This is a genomic window from Lentilactobacillus sp. (assembly GCF_040773105.1).
In the GTDB taxonomy this organism is placed as follows: Bacteria; Bacillota; Bacilli; order Lactobacillales; family Lactobacillaceae; genus Lentilactobacillus; species Lentilactobacillus parabuchneri.
In genome coordinates this window covers 1-17,148 of the sequence record NZ_JAXGWW010000024.1, presented here as the reverse complement: position 1 = coordinate 17,148, position 17,148 = coordinate 1, and the positions used below count along the sequence as shown (strand labels likewise).

The following is a 17,148-nucleotide window of genomic DNA, read 5'->3' as shown; positions in this document are numbered from 1 at the left end:
GTTTATCTAAATACGGTTGAACGCCGCTTAACGGGCGGCCGGTACACAAGACAACTTTGACGCCCTTTTGTTTTGCCAGTTGAATGGCGTCAATGGTTGCCTGAGCTAATTCGTTTTTTTCGTTCAGAAGCGTTCCATCAATGTCGATGGCAATTAATTTGATGTCCATAGGGGTTACTCTCCTTGATTATTTAATGAGTTTGTCATTGCGAATATGGCGGTTAAATTCGTCATATTCCGGTTGAAACAAGTCGACATTTTCATCCGGTTTGAGAATTTCTCGTGGGAAAAAGAAACGGTTATCACCGGTTTGCTTGTCGGAAATGGCCCGAACCAGTGGGCTGACCGATGAAAGGGAGACCAGGGTGCCGTCTTCCTGCATCAAATGGATCTGTTTTTTATCAGCCTGATAGGCATCGTAGGGCAGATCAAAACTATTATCCGTTGCTGTATAGTAGTCCGGGTTGAATCCTGACTGTTCGATTATCTCACGCAATCTGGGGAGTAGGTCAACCGTTGTTTTGTCATATTTAACTGATTTTAAGGGTTTACGGTCAATAAACCGGCTGGCTAAATTACTGAGGATGTCGTCAGGGTAGCGTTTCCAGTGGATAAAGTAGGTGTTTAAGACCCCATCGTCCAATTGGAGATAATCATCTAAATTGAAATCACCTTTGAAGAAGGGCAACAGCAGGTAAGGCGTCTGCTGATCGGATTGAACTTCCGAACTGAAGATCAGCTTGGCCCGCTTCAACAAGCGGTTTAAAATCACTTCCATCGACCGTGAGACTGGGTGAAAATAAACCTGCTGATACATTTGAAAGCGACTGACGATGTAGTCTTCAACGGCGTGCATGCCGTTCATTTCAAAGCAAATGCCGTCTTGATAAGGGCGCATGACCTCTAAAATTCGCGACAAGTCAAAGGTGCCGTACTTAACGCCAGTGTTATAAGCGTCTCGCAACAGATAATCCATCCGGTCGGCGTCTAATTGACTGGAAATCATCTCAACCACTTGCTTGTTGGGATAAGTCTTATTAATCACACTGGCAACCTTTTCCGGAAAGTCGGGACTGACCCTTCGTAAAACCTGGTTAATTTCCGTTGTGGGCGAAGTTATGATCGCTTGGGTAATCTGTTCATGATTGGTGCCAAAGATGTGCTCAAAGGTGTGTGAGTACGCTCCATGGCCAACGTCGTGCAAGAGTGCCGCGCACAATGCCACCATTTTTTCGGAATCGTCCCACAGGCCATCGCCAGGATGCTTGGAAGGGAAGTTTTTCTGAAAGGACTCGATAATCCGCCGGGCAATTTCGTATACCCCAACCGAATGAGAGAACCGCGAATGTTCCGCACCGTGAAAAATCAGCGAAGTGGTCCCCAACTGGTGAACGCGACGCAGACGTTGAAATTCCGAGGTGTTGATTAAATCCAAAATCACTTGATATTTAACATAGACATAGTTATGAACCGGATCTCGAAAGACCTTTTCACGTTTTAATTGTTGATGTGCGTAATCCAAAAAATTGCCTCCTTAGACAATTGGTAATTGAGCGTTTCTCAATTGAATTTTTCGTAACTGCTTTTGTCGTTCCGCTGTGAATTCCGGCGAGATTAATAAATCCGATCCCGAAGTCACGTCAACGTCGATATTTTGTTGATTGATGCTTTCTAAAAACTTGTGTTCAACGTCTGATCGGGTAATATCGGAGAATCCCAGTTGTTGAACCGTCGTCATCGACGTTTTGTCAACTTTCGGGAAGGTCCAGCGGGATTGACTATAGGCATCCGCCTCGTTATAGAATTCAGCAACTGTTTCGCTGCGACCGTCCTGATCGCCATTAACGCTCAGGTATAACATTAACACCAGCGCGTTTGTGGTCCGCCGTTGGGCAATCCCGGCAATCTTTTGGCCATTGACCGACAAATCGTATTTGCCCGGACAATAGGAATTCGTGACCTCATAGCTTTGAATGTCGAGCTGTGGAAAGGACATGCTGATTAAGCCCTTGATAATCTCGTATGCTTGGTCGATGGAGTAGGCTGTATCCGGCTGGGGGATGAATAAGGAGATATTCAAAATCCCTGGATCACTCACGACGGCCAGTCCACCTGAGTTTCTTAAAAAATAATCATAGTGATTGCTAATGAGACTTCTAAGGCCATCAGGGAGTTTTGGCAGGTGACGATCGTTGATCCCTAAAATGAGCGTTGCTTCCTCAGTTGTCCAAAAATGAACGAACGGTTGAAGGTCGCGATCACATATTTCAAGCAGGGCATTGGTGTCTGCGAAGGCATCTAATTTGTTACTTTTAGAATAGAGTTGATTGATGACCGTTATCGGCACGTTTGTAAATGACATTTTCATTCTCCATTTCTTAAAATAAACAATCAAATTAATTATAACAGACGGCCAATCATAAATAAGAAAAGTTGCATCATTTCAACGAGATGACTTTAGTGCAAAAACGGGTCGTTGGATATATAATAAGTTAGTTAGAACAGATTATAAAGAAGGTGTATTATGGATAATTTAGCAACGGGGGTTCCGGTACAAATTCACTTGGAAACCAACATTTTGCAAGAAGGACAACGTTCAAATTTTGTCTTTGATGTCGTCGGCCAGCTGGTGCGAGTTGGAACCAGCATTTACATTCGTTATAACGAAGATGCTGATGAGGGACCGGTACCGGTTACCATTAAAATTTCTGATGACGGCAACATTAAGCTCACACGTTCGGGAGAAAATCGGCTGCAGTTGATTTTTAGCGACGGTAAGCGGATTGCTGCCCGTTATCGGACACCTTATGGGATGATGGACGTTCAAACCGTGACGTCAGCGCTTGATACGGAGATTTTGAGTTCACCGTTGCGCGGCAATGTCGGCGTCGATTATTTACTTTACGCAGGCGATCAATTACTCGGTAAATACAATATTCGATTGCAATTTACAATTTAATCGAGTATAGTAATTTTTAGACTGTTGTTAGACTGTTGAAAGGACGTGTACCAGTTTGGAATTAGAAGTCTTTAAAGGCCAAAACAAAAATGAACTATCGATGATCGAGGTCGCACACGCAATCTTGGCAAAACGTGGGGACACCATGCCATTTGCTGATTTAGCCAATGCGGTCCAGGAGTATTTAGGCGATAGTAACAAAGAAATTCGTGACCGTTTGTCGCAATTTTATACTGATTTGAACATTGATGGCAGCTTTATTTCTCTTGGTGACAATCTTTGGGGCTTACGAACTTGGTACCCTTATGAATCAATTGATGAAGCAACTGTCCATACAGAAGAAGACGAAGATCGGCCAAAGCGCAAAAAGCGCCGTAAGGTTAATGCCTTTCTTGCCGATGCTTCTGACGATGACGATGTCATTGATTACGATGATGATGATCCAGAAGATCAAGACGACGATGATTTTGAAGACGAACCTGAAGATGATGAAGACTCAGATGATGAAGCAGAAGACCTGGGCAAATATAATAAGGATCTTCAAGACATCGATTCCGATGATACCGATGACGATGACTTACCGGACGGGATTGAAGGTCAGTTGAACGAGTTGAATGATGACGATTCATTAGACGATGATGACGATGACTTCAATTCAAAAGACGACCATTAGTTCTTGACTAATAATTAAAAAGTATGTATTATATTTTTTGGGCTCCTTGAGTTTCAAGGACATCTGAACGATGATTAAATTGTTCCCTATTCACTTTTTGGATAGGGATTTTTTTATTTGTGAATTCCCCGGCTAACTATCAAGAGGAGAGGATTATATAATGACCAAATATATTTTTGTAACTGGTGGCGTTGTTTCTTCCTTAGGAAAAGGAATCGTTGCAGCATCACTAGGCCGACTATTGAAAAATCGTGGGTTAAACGTCACGATCCAAAAGTTTGATCCATATATCAACGTCGACCCAGGCACGATGAATCCCTACCAACACGGAGAGGTTTTTGTCACAAATGATGGCACTGAAACCGATCTGGATCTTGGCCATTATGAACGGTTTATTGATAATAACCTGAATAAATACTCCAATGTCACCACTGGTAAGATTTACGATGAAGTTTTACGAAAAGAACGTCATGGTGATTATCTTGGCGCCACTGTTCAAGTAATTCCTCACATTACGGGAATGATCAAGGAAAAGATTATGAGAGCCGCCAAAGTTTCCGATGCCGAAATCGTGATTACCGAAATTGGTGGAACTGTTGGTGATATTGAATCACTGCCATTTTTGGAAGCAATTCGGCAAATGAAGACCGAAGTCGGCGATGAGAACGTCTTTTACATCCATACGACCTTGATTCCTTACCTCCGAGCTGCCGGCGAAATGAAGACCAAGCCAACCCAACACAGTGTTAAAGAGCTGCGGGGATTGGGAATTCAACCAAACTTGTTGGTTGTTCGTTCTGAAAAGCCAATTACCGACTCAATGCGTAAGAAAATCTCATTGTTCTGTGACGTTAAGCCACAGGCGGTTGTTGAATCTCTTGACGTGCCAACCCTGTACACGATTCCATTGAATTTACAAAAGCAGGGAATGGATCAACAAATCCTCGACCACTTTGGCATTACAAAGCCAGTCGCCGATATGACCGAGTGGAAGCAATTGGAACATCACGTTCAACATTTAAAGCGGACCATCCACATTACGTTGGTTGGAAAGTACGTGGGCTTACAAGACGCCTATATTTCCGTTGCCGAGGCGCTCAAACATGCCGGCTACGTGGTAGATGCCGATATCGACTTGGAAATGCTTGATTCAGAAAAAATTACCCCGGATAACGTTTCCGAATTGCTTGCGCCGGCTGATGGCATTATTGTGCCAGGCGGATTTGGCGATCGTGGTATTGAAGGGATGATTACGGCCATCAAGTATGCCCGTGAAAAGGATGTTCCATATTTGGGCGTCTGCCTTGGCATGCAGATGGCGTGTGTCGAATTTGCTCGTGACGTCCTAGGTCACCCAGATGCTAATTCAACTGAAATGAACCCACGGACCAAGCACAACGTGATCGATCTGATGGCTGACCAGGAAGATGTTCATGATATGGGAGGCACGCAACGATTGGGTGCTTATCCATGCAAGTTGAAGCCGGGTACTGTTGCTGCAAAAGCCTACGATAATGCTGACGTGATTTCAGAACGTCACCGTCACCGTTATGAATTTAACAATGCGTACCGTGACGCTATGGAGAAAAATGGGATGGTTATCTCAGGAACATCTCCAGACAATCACTTGGTTGAAGTGGTTGAAATTCCGAAGAACCGTTTCTTCGTTGGTTCACAGTATCACCCAGAGTTCATTTCCCGTCCTAACCGACCAGAAGGGTTGTTCAAGGAATTTGTCGCTGCAGCCAATGATTTATATCTCGAAAAAAATAACTAACCAAAAATCGCAAGGCGAGGTTGGGGCAAAAGTGTCGGCTTTTGACTCGGCCCCGCCTTTTTTGATGCCATAAGGCGAGCCGATATTTGTTCTACACTCTTCTTGTAACAATCGTTGGTGTTGACTGCCATGTGAAGCTTTCTTGCATGCGGTGGCCCGATTGGTTGTACTTAACAATTGTTTTAATTGTTACAAATTGTATAATTCAAGTAGAGGTCTTGTATTTTGCAGCTATTTTGGATAATATATTTCTTGACATGAAAAATGTGCGAATACACAAAGTGAGGAAAGTTTCGATGAGTAAATTAATCATAGATGGAGGCAAACGGCTATCCGGAGAGATCTCGATCGGCGGTGCTAAAAATAGCACAGTTGCCCTGATTCCCGCAGCAATTTTGGCGGATACACCCGTTAGATTCGACTCTGTCCCAGACATTTTAGATGTTCACAATTTAATGCTAATTTTAAAATCCATGAACGTTTCGTCTGAGTTTAAGGGCGATGTCCTAACGATCGATCCGACCAATATTGTTGAAGCGCCATTGCCCAGCAAAGCAATTAAGAGTTTGCGGGCATCCTATTATTTTATGGGCGCACTTTTGGGTCGATTTCAACGGGCAACTGTGAGCTTTCCCGGTGGTGATAATATCGGGCCGCGGCCAATTGATCAACATATCAAGGCCTTTAAAGCTTTGGGTGCCGAAGTCAGTGAGCACGACGGAACGGTGACCATCAAAACGGGGCCGGACGGTCTTCATGGGGCGCAAATCTTTTTAGATATCGTTTCAGTTGGTGCGACCATCAACACCATTCTGGCGTCCGTTAAAGCACCGGGGACGACTGTGATTGGCAATGCTGCCAAGGAACCGGAAATCATTGATATTGCCACTTTCTTGAACAACATGGGCGCAAATATCAGAGGAGCCGGAACTGACGTTATCCGTATCGAAGGCGTACCAACCCTTCAGGCTCGAAATACCCATACTATTATTCCTGATAGAATCGAAGCTGGAACTTATCTCTCACTTGCTGCCGCAGTTGGCGATGGCATCTTAATTACCAACATCATTCCAGAACATCTGGAAGCGTTTGTTGCCAAATTAGAGGAAATGGGCTGTGACCTAACCGTTTATGAAGATAGTATTTACGTTGGGCCATCGCATCATCTTAAACCAATTCGAATCAAAGTAATGCCGTATCCCGGCTTTGCGACAGATCTTCAGCAGCCTCTGACACCTCTATTATTTAAGGCCGATGGCAGAAGCGTCATTATCGATACGATTTATCCAAAACGCATTAAGCATATTACCGAATTAAATAAACTCGGCGGCAAAATTAAGTCAGAGGATACTGATGAAGGCATTATTGTCGTTGATCACTCCCCTAAACTGACCGGTGCCAAAGTTCAGGCTGGGGAAATTCGAGCCGGCGCTTCGCTGGTTATTGCCGGTTTGATGGCAGATGGGACGACTGAAATTTGTCACGCGGATAACATTCTTCGGGGCTACGGCAACATCGTCGACAAGCTTCGAGGCGTTGGCGCAGACGTCACATTAGAAGTTGAAGAAAGAGTCAATTGATGATTGATTGACTAATTAATTTATGGTACACTAACAAAGTTGACTAATCGATAATCTCTGGGTCATCAGATTGATTCGGGGCAAAGGAGCGATATATAATGAAAAAAGGAATTCATCCAGCATATCAACAAGTTGTATTTCAAGATTCATCGACCGGGTTCAAGTTCATCTCAGGATCAACTAAGACCTCAGACGAAACAATCAAGATGGACGATGGCAACACATACCCATTGATTCGTGTTGAAATTTCATCTGATTCACATCCATTCTACACTGGTAAGCAAAAGTTTACTCAAGCAGATGGTGCCGTAGATCGTTTCAACAAGAAATACGGACTTACAGACAAATAACTATTTTCAAAAGAGCGGGGAACTTAATTGTTCCGCGCTTTTTTTATTTTAAAAAGCAAGAGCTGGACAAATGTGCTTGATTGTCCAACTCTTGCTTAACGTTAAATGGTACGATATAAAAGTGATTTTATTAGTCTATATTCATCCGGCGGGCCTTTCTCATACTGCGGGTGTGATTGAAGACTAAAGTCAAATTGATGACCACAAGAACGGCGGTTGAAATGAAGACACCAGCGTAGTCAAACGATGTCGCGACCACGGAGCCAATCATTGGGCCGGCGACATTTCCCATCGCTTGGAAGGATTGATTCCAGCTAAACACCCGTCCAGTTACGTGGGGTGGCGTATTTTTCGCCAGAATCGATTGGACGGCGGGAAGCATTGATGCGTTGGCAATTCCGATCAGAAAGCGCAACCCAATCAGTTCCCAGACGTTTGTCACAAACGCCATTGGCACGTAGACCAGGATTGCAAACACAAAGCCAATGATTAAAATGCGGTCGGCACCTATCCGATCTCCTAAACGGCCGAGAGCGGGGGCAGCAGCCAATGTTGCAATTCCGGGTACCGCAGCGACGATTCCGCTATAAAACGTCGTCGTCGGGCTGTTATGCATGATTTGACGGACATATAATGCTAAAATTGGGACGATAGAGTTATTAGCGGCTTGAATGATCATCGTGGTGATGAACATACCAAAGACTAATTTCGCATTTCCCAACTCGGTGATGACCCCTTTGGTATCGAGCATTTTCGATTTGGCGACGGGCTTGAAATCTTCATGAACCAAGAATGCCGTGATCAAAAAGACGCCAATAAATAAAATACCGGTGATGAAAAACGTGACCCGATAACTGAATAACGAGGCCAACGTGCCACCTAACAAAGGTCCAAGCAGCGCGCCCGAAACGTTTCCGGTAACCAGTGTTCCCAATGCCTGTCCACTGCGGCGTTTTGGAACCTGGGTGGCAATCAGGGCGTTGGCATTACTAATATATCCTGAGAAGACACCTTGCAGTAAGCGCAGTCCAATGAGCTGCCAGACGTTGGTGACAAGCCCCATTAAAATGAAGACCACCGCCATTCCGGCTGAGGCCCTGACTAACATGAGTTTTCGTCCGGTCCGGTCTGCTAATTTTCCCCAAAGAGGAGAGGCGATGGCGGTTACCAAGTAGCTGGCTGCAAACGCCAGGCCACTGTATAGGCTTAATTCATCGTGGGAAAAGTGTCCCAGCGAATCGACGTAAAGTGACAGAAATGGCATGATTTCACTAAAACCAATTCCTGCCATGAAGGTTCCAAACCAAAGAACGGCTAAATTGCGCCGCCAGGAATTAGGACCAACTTGTTTGGTTGACAATGAGGTTCCTCCTTTATAGATTTCAAAATTAGATGATTCATTCAATTACGGTGGAGGTATTTATGAAAACAGGACTCCTGAAAAAAATCGTGATCAACGTGATTTTTGCGTTGCTGATCATTGTAGCACTCGGGATGATTTTTAACCGACCAATTAAAAATACGATTATTAAATCGTATGATCCAAAAGTCACCCGCCAAACTGTGACCCAGACTGAGAAGCGGCAAAAAGCGGACAGCAAGCGCCATAAACAAAATGTCAGCTATAATTTCAAAAAAGTAAAATCGTTGGACTTTCAAACTGCCGCGCGGGCGAGAATGAATACTGACAAAATTGAAGTCATTGGCGAAATTCTTGTCCCAAACGCCGGCATTCACTTACCAATCGGCTTAGGCGTTGCCAACTCAACCTTGGCACTGGCAGCTGGAACCATGCGCCCGGATCAACGAATGGGGAAAGGAAACTATCCACTTGCCGGCCATCACATGGTGAACCGTCACGTCTTATTTGGCCCGTTATACTTTAAAACCCGGGTTGGTGACGAAGTCTACCTCAGTGATCTCAAGCACGTTTATCAATATCAAGTCTACCGTCGTGAATTTATTGCTGCGACTCGAGTGGATGTTGTCCGCCAAACCAAGCGCTCAATTGTGACGTTGATCACCTGTGACGCGACTGGTGCCGGTCGGTTAATGATTCGGGGGAAACTTCAAAAAAGTTATTTACTCAATCAAGCCTCACCCAAAATAAAACGAGCCTTATTGGGGCCCGTCAACAGTTAGTCTAGTTGTGCTTTAATTTTATCCAACCATTTTGGCAGGGTTTCCGACAGTTGCCGGTATGTTCGATCGAATTTGTGATCAAACCAAGGATCCGGAATATCAGTTCCTTCCTTGCCAGGAATAATATTATAGCAAAGAAAAATCTTTCGTCGATCTGCAAACGGGGCCATCCGGTTGAGATAATAGATGTTTTGATTATCCATGCCGATGATGTAATCCGATTGGTCAAATTCCGCTTTGGTGATCGGCTGAGACGTTTTGTTGCCGACGGAAAGACCATGTTTGGCCAACTCGGCAACCGCCCCGGGGTGGGGTGGATTTCCCTGTTCTTCGACACTGATCGCAGCAGAAGAAACGTGAATTTTATTTTGTAAATTGTCGTCTTGAACCATCTTTTTGAACATGACTTCCGCCATTGGAGACCGGCAGATATTGCCAAGACAGACAAATAAGACATTTGTCATATTAATAACCTCACACTATTGTTACGTTAACAATAATGTTACCAATGAATTGGTAAAAGGGCAAACTAATACATTTCTGATTTAATTTTAAGACATATATTGTCTGGGGTAGTACAATAAATTTAGATATAAATATGGGGTAATAAAACAATGAAGGGCAATTTGATTTTCATAAATACGAATCCGATTTCCAACATGATTCTCTCATCGGGGATCACTGCGGCTGATTTTATTAACGGCTTGGATGAATTGCCACAAAACATCATTTTATTAAACAATGATCAACAAGCTGCCAATGGGTATAATTCTCATTCTAAGTTTAACTTAATTGCCGGAACCGGAGAGATTCGCACCTATTTACTCAAGAATCCGGACCAAAAAAAGAAATTCATTGATTTTGACTCGGAAGATTCCGTTAACAATCTTTCTCCGTTTGAAATTGCGGAGCTTCTTTATTTGGCGCACATGGGAACACCGATGGGCCGACCATTTTCGTCGAAGTTAAACAACCATTATATCTACCTTAGCCAAGACAACGGCACAATTCGGTCGTACTACCGACGCTTTTCTGATTTTAATCACGTTTTAGAAATTGCGATCAAACGTAATTTACGAGAAACCCACAATACACTCCGGGTTTTTCTGCGGCCCTTTTCAATTAAAGATATCGACCGCGAAATTTTGCTTGATCTGATTACCAAGTCTAACGATGGACTCTTCATTTCATTTGGTGCCTTACGTGAGCGGACTCGGACCTATCATATTCTCCTGCGAATTTTGAAGGATCCGGATAAAGTTTCGATTATTCTTCGAACTGATACTGTTGACGAAAATACCGTCTATGCGGGTGATTTAAGTTATAATCTGCAAACATCAAAATGGGATTTAAAATGGCAGGAACAAACGGCGGGTGTTTAGCCGTTTGTTTTTTTGTTATAATTGAAGAACACTATTTTATAATTGGAGCGCAAATAAATGAAAATGACGATTGGCGAGATTGCAAAGGCAATTAATGCCAACATAGATAATTTCAATAATCAGTTACTGAATCGACCAGTCACGGGGGTTTGTTTCGATACCCGCAAGATGCAGGCGGGACAATTATTTATCCCTCTGGCAGGTGAACACGATGGCCATGACTACATTGACAATGCAATACTTGGTGGGGCGGTCGCCACGCTTTGGTCAAAGGAACACGTTGACCGGCTACCGCTCAAAATTCCGGCCTTGGTGGTTGATGATCCCTTGGCGGCCTTTCAAGAACTCAGCCAGTATTACTTGGATAAAATTAATCCGCGAGTGATTGCTGTGACCGGCAGCAACGGAAAAACAACCACTAAAGATATGGTTGCTGCCATTCTTTCAAGTACATTTCACGTCACGAAAACCCATGATAATTTTAATAATGAAATTGGCGTCCCCTATACAATTCTGCAAATGGAATCCAATACGGAATTTTTGGTTGTTGAGATGGGGATGGATCGTCCCGGACAACTTGATTTCTTATCCAAATTAGCGCAGCCCGACGTTGCGATCATCACCATGATTGGCGAAGCGCACATTGAGTTCTTTGGGACGCGCGATAAAATTGCCGATGCTAAAATGGAAATCACCCATGGATTAAAGGCCGATGGGTATTTTGTTTACGATGGCGACGAGCCGCTGTTACGAAAACGTGCGGAGACGGTCGATGTTGCACAATCAACCTTTGGCAGAAATCCCCAAAATGATGTTTATGCACTTGATTCACAGGACGGGCAATACGCGACCGAGTTTCATGTCAATCTGTGGCCGGAGATTTCCTTTACGATCCCAATGATGGGAGATTATAACGTGAATAATGCCTTGGCGGCGATTTCAGTTGGCCAAATTTTTCAAATTCACCCCACAATTATGCAGCAAAAGTTGGCGAAATTTGATTTGACGAAGAATCGAACGGAGTGGCTGACAGGCAAAAAGGGCGAACGGATTTTAAGTGACGTCTACAATTCCAATCCAACGGCTGCCAAAGAGGTTTTAAGGGCGTTCAAGGCCACTGAGACAAATGGTCGGCGCATTGCTGTGTTGGGCGACATGCTGGAGCTTGGCGACCACTCGGAGGAAATGCACGCCTCTTTGGCGGATAGTATCGATCCGGCACTGATTTCGGTGATTTATTTGATTGGCGACGATATGCGTGCGTTGTATACTAAGTTAAAGCCGGTTTTTGCCCCAGAGAATCTGCATTATTACCGTGCGGATCAGTTGGATCAGCTGAGCCACGATCTCGAGTCCGACTTAACGCCGGACGATGAAGTGATGCTCAAGGCAAGTCATGGCTTGCATCTTGAAAATGTCGTCGTTAAGTTGGTTGCCAAACCGACGAAGTGACAAGTTTGCCCGTTTGACTTGCTTAATGTTAAGTGACGGTGTAAACTAAAAAGGTTATTTTGTAATAAATGATTGTAGGTCAAGTGGCCAACGCATTCCGGGAAACGGATTTTTTCCCAGTTGGTCGCGGAACCTTGATTGTTTCAAATTTAGGAGGAAACATATTTGAAGTTTAGTGAATTAGGATTATCAGACCACTTACTAACAGCTATTTCCAACAGTGGTTTTGAAGAAGCAACGCCAATCCAGGCTGAAACCATCCCAATGGTCCTTAAGGGTCAGGATGTTATCGGTCAAGCTCAAACCGGAACTGGAAAGACCGCCGCATTTGGTTTACCAATCTTACAGAAGATTGATTTTGACAACCCAAATGTTCAAGCTCTGATTATTTCACCAACCAGAGAGCTGGCCATCCAGACACAAGAAGAAATCTATCGATTAGGAAAAGATGAAAAGGCTAAAGTCCAAGTTGTTTATGGTGGTGCAGATATTCGCCGTCAAATCAACGCTTTGAAGGGCCACCCACAGATTGTGGTTGGAACTCCCGGCCGAATTCTTGATCATATTAGACGTCATACTTTAAAGTTAGAGCACGTTAAGACATTAGTTTTAGATGAAGCAGATGAAATGTTAAACATGGGCTTCCTTGATGATATTGAAGATATCATTAAGCAAACGCCTAAAGAACGTCAGACTTTGCTGTTCTCAGCTACCATGCCTGCTCAAATCAAGCGGGTTGGGGTTCAGTTTATGAACGATCCTCAACAAGTCACCATTAAAGCTAAGGAACTGACCACTGATTTAATCGATCAGTACTACGTTCGTGTCAAAGAATACGAGAAGTTCGATACAATGACTCGGTTCTTCGATGTTCAAGATCCTGAAGTCACAATCGTCTTCTGTCGGACTAAGCGCCGGGTTGATGAAGTTTCCAAGGGACTCGAAGCACGTGGCTACAAAGCAGCTGGTCTTCATGGTGATTTGACGCAAGCTCGTCGAACTCAAATCATGCAGGAATTCAAAGCCGGCAAGATTGATATCTTGGTTGCAACCGATGTGGCTGCCCGTGGAATTGATATTTCCGGTGTGACCCATGTTTACAACTACGATATTCCTCAAGATCCTGATGGTTATGTCCATCGTGTAGGTCGTACCGGCCGTGCCGGTAAGCATGGTGTTTCAATCACCTTTGCAACGCCAAACGAAATGGATTACCTTCGAGAAATCGAAAAATTAACCAAGGTGCGGATGCTGCCTTTGAAGCCACCAACGATTCAAGAAGCCTTTGTGGGTCAATTGAATTCAGCTGAATCAGATATTGCCGACTTAATTAAGAAGACAAATACTGATAAGTACGAAAAGATGGCTGACAAGCTGCTTGAAGAGTACGAAGCAACCGATTTGGTTGCCGCATTGTTGAACGATATTACCCGTGACAATGTGAAGGTTAAGATTACGCCAGAACGCCCATTATCACGTCATCATGGTAGTGGCCATCGAAATGATCGTCGTGGTGGCGGTCATGGTGGTCATTACAAGGGTTCTAAGAATCGTCGTAATGGCGATCGGAATTCAAGCCATAACCGTGGTCATTATGAAGGATCAAATGATCGTAAGCATAGTGATAAGCGCTCAGGCAGCAATAACAAGAAGCGACGTTTTACCATCAAAAATAGTTAATAATTATTTAGGATTGTCTCTCGTTGAGACAATCCTTTTTATTTTGTGGTACGATTGTCCTATCTTTTTGGTTTGCGAGGGATTATAAATGATTGCAGGAATTGGGATTGATGTAACGGATATCAGAAGAGTTGTTGCTGCAGTTGAGCGCAACGAACACTTTACCAAACGTATCCTGACTGATGATGAAATGACCCAGCTTGCCCAGTTGTCTGATAAACGTCGTTTTGAATACATTTCCGGGCGCTTTTCGGCAAAGGAAGCATATTCCAAAGCCTATGGTTCAGGTTTGGGGTCACAGGTTAGATTTCATGATTTATGTATTGTTAACAACGAAAATGGTAAACCATATTTTTCCAAACAGCCATTTGACGGCAACGCATTTGTATCGATTTCACATACCGATGACATTGTTGTTACCCAAGTTATTCTAGAGAATCGGGGTTAGTTCATGACAGTCGGAAATTTACGAAATGCACAATTGGTGATTGATTTAAACGCACTGTATTCAAATATCAAAAATGCCAAAGACCGTTTGGAGAACGGAACCGAATTATTTCAGGTGGTTAAAGCCGACGGGTATGGTCATGGCGCTGTTCAAGTTGCCCGAACTGCTGAAAAAGCCGGTGCGACCGGATTTTGTGTGGCCATTTTGGATGAAGCTTTGGAACTGCGACATGCGGGGCTGACTCAGCCGATCTTAGTGTTGGGGATTACCGACCCTGAAGTAGCCGTAATTGCCGCTCAAAATAACATCTCACTGACGGTCGGTTCAACGGATTGGATTGAAAAGGCCGCCCATCTTTTAAAAGCTGCCGATCATCAGTCCGTTTTGAAGATTCATTTGGCTTTGGATACCGGAATGGGTCGGATCGGATTTCAGACACCTGACGAGCTTAAAGAAGCACTTTCACTACTTAAGGTCAATTCGGATGTCTTATTGTTTGAGGGAATTTTCACCCATTTTGCAACTGCTGATAGTCCGGATGACGACTATTTCAAGTTCCAGTATCAAAATTTCAAAGACTTCATGTCAGTTGTCGACAAGCGGCCCCGGTACGTTCATGTGGCTAATTCTGCAACGAGTTTATGGCATCAAGTGTGTGACGGTAATATGATTCGTTACGGCATCTCTGCATACGGCCTGAACCCCTCCGGTCGAGAAATTACGAAGCTGCCATATGCGCTTCAACCGGCGTTGTCGTTAACGACGGAACTCACCTTTTCAAAATTAGTCAAAAAGGGTCGCTCAATTGGTTACGGTGCGACGTATACCGCAGACTCCGATCAATGGATTGGGACGATTCCGGTTGGCTATGCTGACGGAATCCCCCGTGCGATGCAGGGCTTTTCTGTGTTGGTCGATGGCAACTTTTGTCCAATTGTTGGCCGCGTTTGTATGGACCAACTCATGATTCGCCTCCCCAAGCGATATGAGTATGGCACTCAGGTGACGATTATTGGCAAGTCCGGGTCAGCATCAATTTCGGCTGACGATGTGGCTGATTACCTCCACACCATTAGTTATGAGGTCATTTGTGGGTTCAGTTCGCGATTACGGCGAAAATATGTATGATTTTTTACTGATTTCATGTTATATTAGACAGTACAGTAATCTGGAGCATATAGGGGAAAATACAAATGGAAAAAGCAGCTAATTCGAAGCATTTTTCAGTTATGATCAACGACCGAATTGCGGATCGCTTGGCACAATTCAGCTCGACAGTGGGAATATCCGAAAGTGCGGCAGTTGAGATTGCAATCAACTATTTTTTTGATGATCCAAAAGTTATCGATGGCTTAATGAAGGGTTATCGCGAAATGGGGAGCTTGAATCAAGAAATTAGTAAGGATTTTTCCTGTTGTGAAGAGGACGCTGACATTCATTTAACTCAGTATCGTCAAAGATTACGAAATTTACAGTAAATGTAAGTTGCGATGATGGGAGGTATGAGAGTGACTGACGTTATTTTTAAACGTGGAGACATTTTTTATGCTGATCTATCACCAGTCGTAGGTTCTGAGCAGGGCGGCATGCGGCCTGTCTTGATTGTCCAAAATGACATTGGCAATCATTACAGTCCGACCGTCATTGTTGCTGCAATCACTGCCCGAATTTCAAAGCCTAAGATGCCGACCCACGTTGGGATTACCGCGGGAAATGGCATTGAGCGAGATTCGGTTATCCTCCTTGAGCAAATTAGGACGATTGATAAACAACGTTTGAAGGATAAAGTGACCCACCTTGATCCGTCAACGATGAGCAAGGTGGACAAGGCAATCAAGATAAGCTTGGGATTAACCAAAGGCTAGTGACTGATCACAATACATAAATAGTGCAACATGCGATAAAAGCCCGTGGTTTTGGGGGTTCAATAAGTAATATGTGACAGGTTGGTTTCAGGCGGGGACGTCTGGAGCCTGCCTTTTTTCTTAATAGCGAACTCAGTATTTGAAGATAATTAAATTAGCAACAATTAAAAAGTCCAGCCGTGCGCATTTGCGCATAACTGGACTTTTTTGGCGGCACAGGGTGTCGGTTCTCACTACTTGTTTTCTTCTTTTAAATTCTCAACTTCTGGAACTCTGAATTCTTTCCGTTCCAGTGCGGCAATAATTCGATTCAATCGATCTTGATCAACTTCAGCTGGGAGGGTAAACATAATTCGGTGAACCAGTTCGCCTTCTTGCGCGTCTAACGAAATGACACTGGCAATGCTTGTATACTTGGTAATAATTTTGGCAATTTCTTCCAAATCACCACGTTCACCGCTGGAAACCACGGTTAATACATAACTGCCGATATTAACATTCCACGATTGAGATAGCATATCCAGCAACCGGGTATGGGTCAGAATCCCGTAAAAGTTATTCCGTTCGTCTAAAACGGCAATGTAGGGTAAATCTTTGATTGAGAAAAATACTTGGAAAAACGCGGAGTTGACGTTGATAAACTTTGTGGCGTTTTTCAATAAGGTCGTAACGGGTAATGACATGTCGCCACCCCGTGATTTGTGGCGATAAATATGCATTTTATAAATGTTTCCGCGGAATATCTTGCCAGTTTCGTCAAGAATTGGGACACAACGATAACCAGAATCTTCAAGTGTTTGTAAAGCCTCTTCTAAAGTAGCGTCTTCTTTGACGGTCACT

The 17,148-nt window shown here is 43.8% G+C and carries 19 protein-coding genes; 13 read left to right on the top strand and 6 right to left on the bottom strand.

Annotated elements, in window-relative coordinates:
* The 3 genes from AB3112_RS02440 to AB3112_RS02430 all read right to left on the bottom strand — a co-directional run.
* A partial coding sequence (locus AB3112_RS02440) for an HAD-IIB family hydrolase (RefSeq protein WP_367333904.1) occupies positions 1 to 169 on the bottom strand: 169 nt, incomplete at its 3' end.
* Between the two features lie 18 nt (positions 170 to 187).
* The gene (locus AB3112_RS02435; protein WP_057908941.1) at positions 188 to 1,522 is read right to left on the bottom strand and encodes an HD domain-containing protein; all 1,335 of its coding nucleotides are present in this window, start codon (positions 1,520 to 1,522) and stop codon (positions 188 to 190) included.
* Between the two features lie 12 nt (positions 1,523 to 1,534).
* Positions 1,535 to 2,362, bottom strand: a complete 828-nt coding sequence (locus tag AB3112_RS02430) for a lipoate--protein ligase (RefSeq protein WP_084974888.1) — start codon at positions 2,360 to 2,362, stop codon at positions 1,535 to 1,537.
* Between the two features lie 162 nt (positions 2,363 to 2,524).
* Here AB3112_RS02430 and AB3112_RS02425 point away from each other — a divergent pair, with 162 nt between their 5' ends.
* The 5 genes from AB3112_RS02425 to AB3112_RS02405 all read left to right on the top strand — a co-directional run bounded on the left by AB3112_RS02425 (position 2,525) and on the right by AB3112_RS02405 (position 7,339).
* Positions 2,525 to 2,959: a DUF1934 domain-containing protein gene (locus AB3112_RS02425; RefSeq protein WP_057908939.1), complete on the top strand. Its 435-nt coding sequence runs from the start codon at positions 2,525 to 2,527 to the stop codon at positions 2,957 to 2,959.
* A 55-nt stretch (positions 2,960 to 3,014) separates the two neighbouring features.
* Positions 3,015 to 3,632: a DNA-directed RNA polymerase subunit delta gene (rpoE, locus tag AB3112_RS02420; protein ID WP_057908938.1), complete on the top strand. Its 618-nt coding sequence runs from the start codon at positions 3,015 to 3,017 to the stop codon at positions 3,630 to 3,632.
* Between the two features lie 160 nt (positions 3,633 to 3,792).
* Entirely contained in the window at positions 3,793 to 5,409 is a 1,617-nt protein-coding gene (locus AB3112_RS02415) for a CTP synthase (RefSeq protein ID WP_084974890.1), read from the top strand.
* 296 nt (positions 5,410 to 5,705) lie between these two features.
* Positions 5,706 to 6,989, top strand: a complete 1,284-nt coding sequence (locus AB3112_RS02410; protein ID WP_057908936.1) for a UDP-N-acetylglucosamine 1-carboxyvinyltransferase — start codon at positions 5,706 to 5,708, stop codon at positions 6,987 to 6,989.
* A gap of 98 nt (positions 6,990 to 7,087) precedes the next feature.
* Complete coding sequence (locus tag AB3112_RS02405; RefSeq protein ID WP_057908935.1) at positions 7,088 to 7,339, top strand: type B 50S ribosomal protein L31; 252 nt, start codon at positions 7,088 to 7,090, stop codon at positions 7,337 to 7,339.
* Between the two features lie 130 nt (positions 7,340 to 7,469).
* Here the strand turns inward: AB3112_RS02405 and AB3112_RS02400 are convergent, their stop codons facing one another.
* Positions 7,470 to 8,699 carry a multidrug efflux MFS transporter gene (locus AB3112_RS02400; RefSeq protein WP_084974892.1) on the bottom strand — a complete coding sequence of 410 codons (1,230 nt, stop codon included), beginning with the start codon at positions 8,697 to 8,699 and terminating at the stop codon, positions 7,470 to 7,472.
* Positions 8,700 to 8,761: 62 nt separating this feature from the next.
* On the opposite strand from AB3112_RS02400, the gene AB3112_RS02395 reads away from it, so the two are divergent.
* Positions 8,762 to 9,481 carry a class A sortase gene (locus AB3112_RS02395; RefSeq protein WP_084974894.1) on the top strand — a complete coding sequence of 240 codons (720 nt, stop codon included), beginning with the start codon at positions 8,762 to 8,764 and terminating at the stop codon, positions 9,479 to 9,481.
* Here the strand turns inward: AB3112_RS02395 and AB3112_RS02390 are convergent.
* Entirely contained in the window at positions 9,478 to 9,945 is a 468-nt protein-coding gene (locus AB3112_RS02390; protein ID WP_084998468.1) for a low molecular weight protein-tyrosine-phosphatase, read from the bottom strand. The two genes, AB3112_RS02395 and AB3112_RS02390, sit on opposite strands and share 4 nt — an antisense overlap.
* A gap of 150 nt (positions 9,946 to 10,095) precedes the next feature.
* Here AB3112_RS02390 and AB3112_RS02385 point away from each other — a divergent pair, with 150 nt between their 5' ends.
* From AB3112_RS02385 to AB3112_RS02355, 7 genes are all read left to right on the top strand, one after another.
* A complete protein-coding gene (locus AB3112_RS02385; RefSeq protein ID WP_084998470.1) occupies positions 10,096 to 10,863 on the top strand; it encodes a hypothetical protein in 768 nt (255 codons plus the stop codon).
* A gap of 57 nt (positions 10,864 to 10,920) precedes the next feature.
* Positions 10,921 to 12,315: a UDP-N-acetylmuramoyl-tripeptide--D-alanyl-D-alanine ligase gene (murF, locus tag AB3112_RS02380; protein WP_084974899.1), complete on the top strand. Its 1,395-nt coding sequence runs from the start codon at positions 10,921 to 10,923 to the stop codon at positions 12,313 to 12,315.
* A 165-nt stretch (positions 12,316 to 12,480) separates the two neighbouring features.
* On the top strand, positions 12,481 to 13,995 hold the full coding sequence (locus AB3112_RS02375) for a DEAD/DEAH box helicase (RefSeq protein ID WP_084974900.1): 1,515 nt from the start codon (positions 12,481 to 12,483) through the stop codon (positions 13,993 to 13,995).
* Between the two features lie 88 nt (positions 13,996 to 14,083).
* A complete protein-coding gene (gene acpS / locus AB3112_RS02370; RefSeq protein WP_057908928.1) occupies positions 14,084 to 14,443 on the top strand; it encodes a holo-ACP synthase in 360 nt (119 codons plus the stop codon).
* 3 nt (positions 14,444 to 14,446) lie between these two features.
* The gene (alr, locus tag AB3112_RS02365; protein WP_084974902.1) at positions 14,447 to 15,571 is read left to right on the top strand and encodes an alanine racemase; all 1,125 of its coding nucleotides are present in this window, start codon (positions 14,447 to 14,449) and stop codon (positions 15,569 to 15,571) included.
* A gap of 65 nt (positions 15,572 to 15,636) precedes the next feature.
* The gene (locus AB3112_RS02360; protein WP_057908926.1) at positions 15,637 to 15,921 is read left to right on the top strand and encodes a hypothetical protein; all 285 of its coding nucleotides are present in this window, start codon (positions 15,637 to 15,639) and stop codon (positions 15,919 to 15,921) included.
* A gap of 12 nt (positions 15,922 to 15,933) precedes the next feature.
* Positions 15,934 to 16,308 (top strand): type II toxin-antitoxin system PemK/MazF family toxin, encoded by a 375-nt coding sequence (locus AB3112_RS02355; protein WP_057908925.1) that lies wholly within the window; start codon positions 15,934 to 15,936, stop codon positions 16,306 to 16,308.
* A gap of 233 nt (positions 16,309 to 16,541) precedes the next feature.
* On the opposite strand, the gene cbpA is transcribed toward AB3112_RS02355, so the two are convergent.
* Positions 16,542 to 17,147 carry a cyclic di-AMP binding protein CbpA gene (cbpA, locus tag AB3112_RS02350; RefSeq protein ID WP_367333903.1) on the bottom strand — a complete coding sequence of 202 codons (606 nt, stop codon included), beginning with the start codon at positions 17,145 to 17,147 and terminating at the stop codon, positions 16,542 to 16,544.
* Position 17,148 lies beyond the last annotated feature (1 nt).